General features: G+C 44.1%; 8 protein-coding genes. 4 read left to right on the forward strand and 4 right to left on the reverse strand.

Annotation, left to right across the window (positions count from 1 at the left end; translation table 11 throughout):
- Positions 1-75: 75 nt before the first annotated feature.
- Together BGP76_RS16970 and BGP76_RS16975 are read left to right on the forward strand one after the other, a co-directional pair.
- Positions 76-1,212, forward strand: coding sequence for a M48 family metallopeptidase (locus BGP76_RS16970; protein ID WP_119845542.1), 1,137 nt, complete (start codon positions 76-78; stop codon positions 1,210-1,212).
- Positions 1,212-1,814, forward strand: a complete 603-nt coding sequence (locus BGP76_RS16975; protein WP_119845543.1) for a YigZ family protein — start codon at positions 1,212-1,214, stop codon at positions 1,812-1,814. Before BGP76_RS16970 ends, BGP76_RS16975 begins: the two co-directional genes overlap by 1 nt.
- A gap of 38 nt (positions 1,815-1,852) precedes the next feature.
- Here BGP76_RS16975 and rlmN read toward each other — a convergent pair whose 3' ends face one another.
- Complete coding sequence (gene rlmN, locus BGP76_RS16980) at positions 1,853-2,899, reverse strand: 23S rRNA (adenine(2503)-C(2))-methyltransferase RlmN (RefSeq protein ID WP_119845544.1); 1,047 nt, start codon at positions 2,897-2,899, stop codon at positions 1,853-1,855.
- 188 nt (positions 2,900-3,087) lie between these two features.
- On the opposite strand from rlmN, the gene BGP76_RS16985 reads away from it, so the two are divergent.
- On the forward strand, positions 3,088-3,690 hold the full coding sequence (locus BGP76_RS16985) for a DUF6134 family protein (RefSeq protein ID WP_147407500.1): 603 nt from the start codon (positions 3,088-3,090) through the stop codon (positions 3,688-3,690).
- Between the two features lie 37 nt (positions 3,691-3,727).
- The gene (locus tag BGP76_RS16990) at positions 3,728-6,550 is read left to right on the forward strand and encodes a pitrilysin family protein (RefSeq protein WP_119845546.1); all 2,823 of its coding nucleotides are present in this window, start codon (positions 3,728-3,730) and stop codon (positions 6,548-6,550) included.
- 240 nt (positions 6,551-6,790) lie between these two features.
- Here the strand turns inward: BGP76_RS16990 and BGP76_RS16995 are convergent, their stop codons facing one another.
- From BGP76_RS16995 to BGP76_RS17005, 3 genes are all read right to left on the reverse strand, one after another.
- The gene (locus BGP76_RS16995; RefSeq protein WP_073120664.1) at positions 6,791-7,291 is read right to left on the reverse strand and encodes a phosphoribosyltransferase family protein; all 501 of its coding nucleotides are present in this window, start codon (positions 7,289-7,291) and stop codon (positions 6,791-6,793) included.
- Positions 7,292-7,298: 7 nt separating this feature from the next.
- Entirely contained in the window at positions 7,299-7,781 is a 483-nt protein-coding gene (locus BGP76_RS17000; protein WP_073120662.1) for an Lrp/AsnC family transcriptional regulator, read from the reverse strand.
- Between the two features lie 257 nt (positions 7,782-8,038).
- On the reverse strand, positions 8,039-10,342 hold a 2,304-nt coding region (locus BGP76_RS17005), incomplete at its 5' end, for a T9SS type A sorting domain-containing protein (RefSeq protein ID WP_119845547.1).

Here is a 10,342-nt window from a genome sequence, read left to right on the forward strand (position 1 = left end):
TAAGGGAAGTTATTCAAAGATATAGGCAAGTCCGTAAATTGTGTGACAGCCTTGTGCATTTAAATAACCATCCATTTGAGAAGATACATTTATATTCTGCTGGTACTAGGCGTAACTATACCTTATATAGGTTCAGCACAGTCCCTTCCCGTACTTAACAATGACAAGGTGCTTTCTCAGGTAGAGCGTGTGGCATACTATGTGTACAACGAGTACCCAGATTCTGCTACCATGCTGATTGATAAAATGGTCGTTAGCCTCCCGCAGCATCCGATTATTCCTATGATGCGTGCGATGAACATAGCATGGCAGGATCAGCCGATTCGAACCACTAGCCCTAGTTTTCCGGCGCATCGCCGACAACTCGAGCAAGTGATCGCTCTGTCTAATAAACTGCAAGAAAAGAACCCAGATGATTTGGAAGGCTTGTTTTTTGAGATGTCAGCGCATGGGTTGTTGGCTGAGTATATGGCACGTGAGGGGAGCTACATGAAGGCTATGTCCGAAGCGAAGAAGACCTATGATTTCATTACGGTCACGATGACAAAAACTTCTGAGAGTCCTGAGTTCTATTTTTTGGCAGGGTTGTACAATTACTTTCGAGAGAAATATCCAGAGCGGCACCCCGTATACTCTCCGTTCTTGTGGTTTTTTGAGCCAGGAGATAAAGCGCTAGGGCTAGCACAACTGGACTCTGCGGTCTATCAAAGCAAGATTGTCAAAGCAGAGGCACATCTTTATACAGCGTATATCTATCTGCGGTACGAAAACGACCCAGCTAAGGCAGAATTTTATATCAAAAAGCTGCTCAATGAATACCCACGCAATAGTTATGTGAAGGCAAAGTACATCGAGAGCTTGGTGCTTAGGGATGATTTTTCCACAGCCATGCCTTATATCAAAGCATTTTTGTCAGAGAGCAGACCTTATTATGAGATGTGTGGTGAGGTATATATGGGGGTGTATTTCGAAGAGGTCAAAGGGTCAGATATACAAGCGGAATCCTATTATATGAAGGGACTGGAAACAGGCAAAAAGGACCCTACACGTGGTGAGTATTATAAAAGCCTCGCTTATCTGGGTATGGGGCGGATTATGGAGAGACGAGAGCAGTTGAGTTTAGCAGTACAGTATTACCGAAAGGCTGCCGACGTAGATGAAAACGATGTAGTGACAAAAGAGGCTAGAAAGAGACTGGCGAGATTAGATTAATGGCCGAAACCTACCGTATCATACAGTCTCCTACCGAAGGGTTTTACAAAGAGAAGGGAAGCAAATTTTTGGCGTATGCCTATGCGGTAGAGCAGGTAGAAGAGGTAAAGCCTCTCGTCGAAGCGCTGAAGAAGCAATACTATGATGCACGTCACCACTGCTTTGCACATATCATCAATGAGGGCAATCAGCAACATGTGAGAGCCAATGATGACGGAGAACCGAACCATTCTGCAGGCGATCCCATTTTAGGGCAAATTCGTTCTTTTGATCTCGTCAATACGCTGGTGGTTGTGGTGCGTTATTTTGGCGGGACGAAACTCGGCGTGAGTGGGTTGATTCATGCCTATAAAACAGCTGCTGAGGATGCTCTGTCCAAAGCGGAGATTTTGACCGTAGAGATCAAAACAGATTTTAGAATGGTGTACCCTTATGACAAGACACAAGATGTGATGCGTATCACCAATGAGTTTGGCGTAGAAATCAAAGGTCAAGATTTTACAGAGAGTTGTTTGCTCAAAGGCAGGATAGAACCGGAGCTCTTCTCGGCCTACAAGGATAAAATGGCTCTGCTTGATTTAAAACCATATGTAGGTGTATGAAGTTGCAGCTTTATATTTTCAACTTTACGCTTTCTAACTCAATTTTTATTCGCTAGCTGACCACAGGCGGCATCTATGTCTTTGCCACGGCTTCTTCTCACATGCACATTGACGCCACGAGTCTCTAGATATTTGATGAAGGTGTCTAGGGTGTTCTCGTCAGCGTTTTTATAACTGGCTTCTGAGATAGGATTGTATTCGATGATGTTGATGCGGGCGGGGACACGCTTCCAGAACTCATATAGCTCCTGAGCATCCTGCTCTGAATCATTGAAATCGTAGAATAGGATGTACTCAAAGGTGATTTTATTACCAGTCTTTTGGTAGAAGTAGTTGAGAGACTCTCGGAGCACATCCAGATTGTTGGACTCGTTGATCGGCATGATCTTGTTGCGTTTCTCATCATTGGCTGCATGTAGAGAGAGTGCTAGATTGAATTTGACTTGGTCGTCGGCTAGTTTTTTGATCATCTTAGAGATGCCAGCAGTAGATACCGTGATTCTTTTGGGGCTCATGTTTAACCCTTCGGGAGAAGTGATGTGTTTGATCGACTCTAGTACATTGGCGTAGTTGAGGAGCGGTTCGCCCATGCCCATGTAGACAATGTTAGATAGCGGAATGTTGTAGTTCTCCATGGACTGGTTGTTGACCGCCACTACCTGGTCGTAGATCTCTGATGCGTCGAGGTTTCGGGCTCTGTCCATGTATCCTGTCGCACAGAATTTGCAACTCAGTGAGCAACCTACTTGTGATGAGACACATGCGGTCATGCGGCTATCCGCAGGGATCAATACACTCTCTACTACATGATCATCAAAGAGTTTCATGGCAGACTTGATCGTACCGTCATTGCTTTTTTGTTCTTTATCTACTGTGACTGGGTTGATTACAAAATGCTCCTTGAGCTTAGTGCGGGTAGCTAAGGAGATGTTGGTCATATCGTCAATGGATTTGACGGATTTTTTCCATATCCATTCTTTGATCTGCTTGGCTCTGAATGGTTTTTCGCCAATCTCTTTTAGGAACACGCTGATGTTTTCCTGAGGTACTTTACGTAGGTCTTTTAATCCCGCACTGTTATTCATAGGGCAAAGATAGAGCTATTTGGTCTTCTCATCCTAGGGAGAGATATTGATCATGAGACAGATCATGGATAAATCTAGTGATAGAAATAAAATGTATTCATTTTTGCGCTTCGATACTCTTGCAAATTGTTTTATCTTCAAGGTAAAATTATCACGAGCCGACGGCTTATGGATCAAAAGAATAGCTATTGAAATTTAATCCCACAGTATCCCTTTTCTTGTTATTTGTTGTATTAGTAGCCACGAGCCTGACTGTCAGAGGGCAGGTGCTCCACTATGAAATTGTCAAAGGTGGCGATGTGATCGGTGAAATGGTGGCCAAGAAAGAAATATCTGGTAAACAAATGGTTTATTCGATCTCTAGCGTGACGAATTTTCGAATGTTGGTCAAGCTGAGAGTAGATTATAACCTCACAGAGACCTATGAAGGAGGAGTGTTAAAAAGTGGACACGCCATCAGCACTCTGAATGGTGCTGTACAAAAGGAATCCAAAGTAGAACGAAGAGCGAATAACTACCACATAGAGCGAGGGAGTGATTACGTAACTTATCCTGCCGCAGAAATCCGTTATTCTATTCCGGAGATATATTTTACGGAACCAGTAGCTCAGACAAAGGTCTTTTCTCAGGTGTTCGGGGATGACCTGATCATCGAGCGCTTAGGAAACCATCAGTATCAGTTGGACTCGGAGGACGGGCGAAACACCTATACCTACACGCGTGGCGTATGTTCAGAGGTCAAGGTGAGTCGATCCTATGCGACCTTTTATATCCGCTTGAAGTCGGACTGATATTTTAAAGTTTAGAACCCTTATCCTTATATCTATTATGAAAAGAACTACATGGCCTAAGTACGTGAGTTTATTGTTGTTGTCTCTGTTGTTCAATGTCCCTATATGGGCGCAGGAGGAAGGCGAAAAGCTGCTGCCCTTTGAGGCGGATATCCGTACAGGAGAGCTGGACAATGGTCTAAAGTATTTCATCAAGAAAAATAGTAAACCTGAAGACCGAGTAGAACTAAGGTTGGTAGTCAATGCAGGATCAGTGCTAGAGGATGAGGATCAGCAGGGGCTGGCACATTTTACTGAGCATATGGCTTTCAATGGTTCCGCACATTTCGACAAGAACGAGCTGGTGAGCTACCTACAGTCTGTAGGTGTGAAGTTCGGTGCACACCTCAATGCCTACACTTCATTTGATGAGACCGTGTATATTCTGCCTATTCCGTCGGATGACGAGGAGGTTTTGGAGCAGGGACTGACGATACTCGAAGACTGGGCTGGCGGGTTGAGTTTTGATAAGGATGAAATCGATAAGGAACGTGGCGTGGTGATCGAAGAGTGGCGCCTTGGACAGGGCGCTCAGACACGCATGTTACAGGAGTATTTGCCTGTGATTTTTAAGGATTCAAAGTATGCGGAGCGTTTACCTATAGGGAAGAAAGAGATTTTGGAGAGCTTTGAGCGAGAAGCTATCGTGCGGTTCTATGAGGATTGGTATCGACCTGATCTGATGGCAGTGGTAGCGGTGGGCGATATTGATGTAGACCAGATGGAGGAGAGAATCAAAACACATTTTGGAGGATTGGCCAATCCGAAATCAGAAAGAGTAAGAACCAACTATGACCTCCCAGAAAATGATGAGCCTCTGGTGGCGATTACTTCCGATCCCGAAGCTACCAATATCGTGTTTAACATCATGTACAAGTCCAAATCAGAGGATGTTACGACTGAAGCACAGTACCGGATGAGTCAAATTCAAAGCTTGTTTTTAGGGATGATGAACCAGCGACTCAGTGATCTACTACAGCAGGCCAACCCTCCCTATCTCTATGCGGGGACTTATATTGGATCTCCAGTGTCGAGAGAAACTACGGCATTTTCTGGCTATGCGGTAGCGAAACCAGGCGCGATTGAAGAAGGGGTGTCACAACTGCTAGAGGAGATTAGAAGAGTGGAGTTGCATGGATTTAATCCGTCGGAGTTGAAAACAGCTAAATTGAATCTACTGCAAGCCTACGAACAGGCCTATTTAGAAAGAGATAAGTCCCAGTCGAGTGCATTGGCGGATGAACTGATTCGTCACTTTTTGGAAAAGGAGCCTGTGCCAGGGATTACGTTCGAGTATAATTATATCCAAGAGAATCTAGACGGGATAACGATCGATGAGGTGAATGCCATCATCGGGCAGTGGATCAAGCCCGAAAATAGAGTAGTCTATATGACTGCCCCAGAATTAGATGGACTCACACTACCAACCGCATCGGAGGTGCTGTCATGGATTGCTAGTTATGAACAGAAGGACGTTGAAGCTAACGAAGAGGAGATCATAGATACAGATCTGCTCAAAGAATTGCCAAAAGGGGGTAAAGTAGTCAGTACATCGACGATCGATGAGATCGATACCAAAGTGATCGTTCTGTCCAATGGTGCTAAAGTCTATCTCAAGTCTACAGAATTTCAGAATGATCAAATTTTGTTTTCTGGGTACCGTAGTGGAGGAATATCCGTTGCCCCAGACAGCTTGTTTTGGTCTGCGAGTTTTGCTAGTAATGTGGTCTCATTGAGCGGTATAGGGGATTATTCCTATACACAGTTGCAGAAGGCACTGGCGGGGGTGTCTATTGGCGTATCGCCCTACATCAGCGAACTGTCATCGGGTATTCAAGGCAATGCTTCGCCCAAAGATGTAGAGACCATGCTACAGCTGACTTATATGTACTTTAACCAAGTACGGAAGGATGAAGAGGCTTTTCAGTCCTTGATTCAGCGCAATAAGGCTATTTTGGAGAATGTTTTGTCCAACCCGAGTTACTATTTTCAAGACAAACAAGCGAGGATAATGAGTCAGAATCATTTTCGTGGGGGAGGGATTCCTAGGATGGAGGATCTCGATCAGGTAGATATGAATGAGGCCATTGCTTTCTTTCAGTCACAGTTGAGCCAGCCGGGGGATTTTACGTATTGCTTTGTGGGAAATCTCGATGAAGAGACGCTGATTCCACTGATCGAGCAATATCTCGGTGGTGGTGAGCAATCTACCGATTCGCAGCACTGGGTAGATAGAGGTATTCGTCCACCATTAGGCCTAGTAGATGAGAAAGTGTACAAAGGGACGGAGGAGCAGAGTACCGTTGTGATGAGTTTTCAGACTGAGAAAAAGTACAAACGAGCGGATAGTTACTATATGCGATCACTCGGAGAGGTACTGGATATTCAGCTCATTGAAATCCTGAGAGAAGAAAAGAGTGGAGTATATGGAGTAGGCGCCAGTGGTAGCGGTAGTCGTTCGCCTTACGATCACTATTCGATGCAGATTCAGTTTCCCTGCGGACCACAGAACGTAGATACACTAGTCCATGCTGCCATAGGTGTGGTTAAGAATATTCAAGAAAATGGTGTCAGTGATGAGAATCTCAATAAGATAAAAGAAGCACAGCGACGTGACTTAGAGCTTAATTGGAAAGAAAATAGTTTTTGGTTGGGTGTGATATTGAGTTATGACAAAAATGGTTTTGACCTGACGAAAATTACGGAGTTGGAAGACCGCATAGAGGATTTGTCCGCAAAGGATATCCAAAAGGTAGCGAAGAAGTATGTGGATACAGATGCGTATATCAAGGTAGTGTTGTATCCTGAGACACTGGAGTAAGTATAGGGTACTCGATGTAAAATAACTCACTCCGCGCTTCATCGAATGACGGGTGAGTAAAGTGCAGATCGAAATATGGTCTGTGTGCCACAGACCATGGAACAGGTGTCTGTCTAGGCTCTAGCATCTATTAGTCTAGTGTCTAATCGTGATAGCTCCTTCGTCGTTTCAGCGAATGAGGGTTGATCATGAGGTGTTTAGTTTAAATGTGTTAGGTCTTTAGTACAAAGAAAAAGGAGTCTATGATAAGTAGACTCCTTTTTCTTTGCCTTTGAAGGTGACTGTGACATGCTCGTGTATAGTTGTGGCGAGTTCATACCCTGTATACTTTGGGTAGATAGGGAAGGCCTTGTGACTTCTGTTGACCATGACTGCTACGTCGATTTGTTTGACGTTGACTTTTAGCAGCGCTTTGAGCGCAAAAGCGGCTGTCTTGCCAGAGTTGAGTACATCATCGATGAGAATGACCGATTTTTTGACCAGTTCTTTGTCGTCCAAATCCAAGGCGATTTCGTCCGAGAGCGGAGACTTTTTGTTGATGTCTACTTTGCCGACGGTGTAGGTCAGGTCAGATATTTTTTTGAGTTCCTTCTCTAGCAACAGGGCGAATTCTCTTCCGTTTTCCGATACACCTGCTAGTATGAGGTGTTTTTCGTCCATGTGGTTCTCGTATATTTGATAGGCCATTCTGATGATACGCTGGTCGATCTGCGCTGCATCGAGTATTAAATCCTGAGACATGTCTGTATTAGTTGACTTGTGGTAGTGGTATTTCTTTGTTGTTTTTGAAAGTAGACAAAATTACCATGGACTGCAAACTATCCACTACGTCTATGTCACTTACTTGTTCGAGCATGAGCAATTGATAAGAAGCAATGTCTCGTGCCATCACTTTGAGAATGAAATCACCAGAGCCAGTGATGTGGTGACATTCGACGACCTCATCGATTTTTTCGATTCGGGACAGAAATGAATCTATGTTTTGTTTGTTATGTCCTTTGAGAGAGACCTGAACGAAAGTATTGACACCTAGACCGAGCATTTCTGCATTGAGCTCGGCATGGTAGCTCTTGATGATACCTGCTTGCTCTAGTTTTTTGACCCGCTCCAGTGTAGGTGCGGGAGATAAGCCTACCTCTTCGGACAATTTAGCATTCGTGATCTTTCCGTTGGTTTGTAGAATCTTGAGTATTTTTCTGTCTGTCTTGTCTATTTTGAAATTCGCTTTCATTTTGTGGATTTAAGTCTATAATGATTTAGGTCTTGTCGGAATAAAATTTCATGCAAAGCTAATCAACAAAATAAGTTACATAAAATTCTGTAAACTATAAGGTAGCTCGAAATATTATTGTTGTTTAGGAACCCGTTTCAAACCTTAAGGGGCTATCTAAGTTTCTTCAGATAAATCTATAAGGTTTAATAATGACATCTACTTAGGCAGGATAGGTCTGTGGTCTAAGATCTAGTAGGAAGGCTAGCACAAATAGCCTATTGCTTGATGACTTTCTGGGTGTAGTCTTGACCAGCATAGATGATTCGAACAAAGTACATGCCCGGTCTGTAGTTTTCGGTGTTTAGTTCAAACGTATTGAGCCCACTGTTGATCTCTACAAAAGTTTTATTGTAGAGCGTATGCCCAGTGGCATCCAGAAGTGATATTTCTACTGGTGATTTGCTAGGGACTATGGTTTGTATGTACAGTGCGTTGTTACCGGATGGTACAGGGTTAGGGAATGGCTGTGGAATGACTATCTCTTGTTCGAAATTGATACAGCCTTGATTGTTGGGTAGGTTTTCATCTGTGAGTTCTGTTTCCCTATCCTGTAGGGTCACGCAGACAAAATTGATATTGTTGTCAGTGGCACTAAGCGTAAAATTAAGAGGAAACTCAGTTTGTTCGCCTTTTCTTAGGCGGTCATTGTAGGCTTCATAGATCGAATTCTGGCTTTCTAGATCAGCCTTGATGTCAAAACCGTCAAGGTTGAACGAGCTGTTGTTATAGACGGTGAGCCAAAGCGTGATGAGCCCGTTGCGCTCACGAGCTTCGATACGGTTGAGCTGTAGATCTAGTTCAGGAGTGGCCACTAGGATTTCTATAAAAGAGGAGTCACTGCAAAAATCATTGTAGGTAATAAGTTCCGCCACATAATCTCCGTTTTCCTCATAGGTATAGGAAGGGTTTTCTGTTGTGCTACTAGCACCTTCAACTCCAAAATCCCAGAAAAAGCTATTACCGTCTTGTGAGTCATTGGTGAAATCAACCGTAAGTGGCGAACCACCAAATTCGTCAGACACTTCGAAAGCAGAAATAGGTGACTCATGAACTGTTACCGCTCGACCAGCAGTATTGATACAACCCAGATCATCGGTTACACTCAGGTTGACGTCATAGTTATCTGCCTCTCCAAAAAAGTAGGACGCCTGAGAGCCATTGGCTGTTGCTTCCCCATCAAAATCCCACGTGCGAGAAACGATAGCAGGCCCTTCGGTCGTACTGATATCTGTAAACACTGTAGCAGCATTGTCACAGTTGTTGGATTCTTGGAATTGAACAGTAGGGAGATTAAAAACGGTAAATTCTTTCGAGATACTGGTAACACAGAGGTTCGTAGGAGTAATCGCTAGCGTAGCGGTATAGGTTCCTGCATTATCAAAGGTCTCAGTGACGTTTTTCGTAAAGTATTCATTCTCATCTATAACCCAATACCATGATGCAATTTCATTTTCGTCTATCGATATACTTTGATCTGTAAACATAGAGGCAGTCTCGATACAGCCCAAATCGATTGCAAAATCAACCGTGGGGACAGGCTTGACGATGACGGTTTGCGTGGCTTCATTGCTGCAATTTCCCGTATTGGTCACGGTTAGAGAGACTTGATAATTACCTGTTTTGTCAAACGTAAAGCTAGGGTTTTGATCTCCTGATTCGCCCAGACCATTGAAGTCCCAGTGCCAGGCCTGTAGGTTATTAAGCGCATCTCCTGATCCTGAGTCATCGGTGAACTGGATAGCTGTTTCTGCACACCCGGGTGTGTTCATGAAAGCCACCTCTGGTAGGCCGTTGATACGGATGGTGCGGGTGATGTCGTTGGAGCAACCTGCTGAGTTATCCATGGAGAGTGTTACATCATAGTCACCCGTAGCACCGTACTCATAGCTCGGGTCAGATAGGTTGGAAGAGCCCAAGCCATCTCCAAAATCCCATAGGGGATTGACCAAATCATCACCTATACTCAAGTTGGTGAAAGCCGTCTGATCACCAAAGCAATCATTATCGATGACAAAATCAGGCTGAGGTCCTGCGATTACTGATACGGTTTGATTGGCTGTAGTCGCACACCCAGGGATACTTATGGTTAGGCTGATGGAGTAGTCATCTGCAACGGCATAATTATGCTGTCCATCCACCGAGTTCTCCATGGCACTGCCATCACCATAGTCCCAGCTATAACTGATGGCTGCTCCCACATGATTGCTTTCGTCCGTTGTATTGTCAAGATTCAACTCCGAAAAACTACAGTAAGGCAAATCTTCTACAACTTCAAAAGATGGAGAAGGAGGGACTGGATACATTGAGATAGTCTCCGTGATTTGATTGCTACAGCTACCATTACTGACTACCGTTAGTTTTGTTTGATAACTCCCTGTGGCAGGGTACTGGTAGCTCGGATTAGCAATATTACTATCTTCTACACCGTCCCCGTTGAAGTCCCAGGAGTAGGAGGCAATGTCTCCATCATCTATGGCTGTGAATGTATTTGTGTTGTCGATACATCTTGAGTTGTCTAG

Source organism: Reichenbachiella sp. MSK19-1, from assembly GCF_003590315.1.
GTDB classification, from domain to species: Bacteria; Bacteroidota; Bacteroidia; order Cytophagales; family Cyclobacteriaceae; genus Reichenbachiella; species Reichenbachiella agariperforans.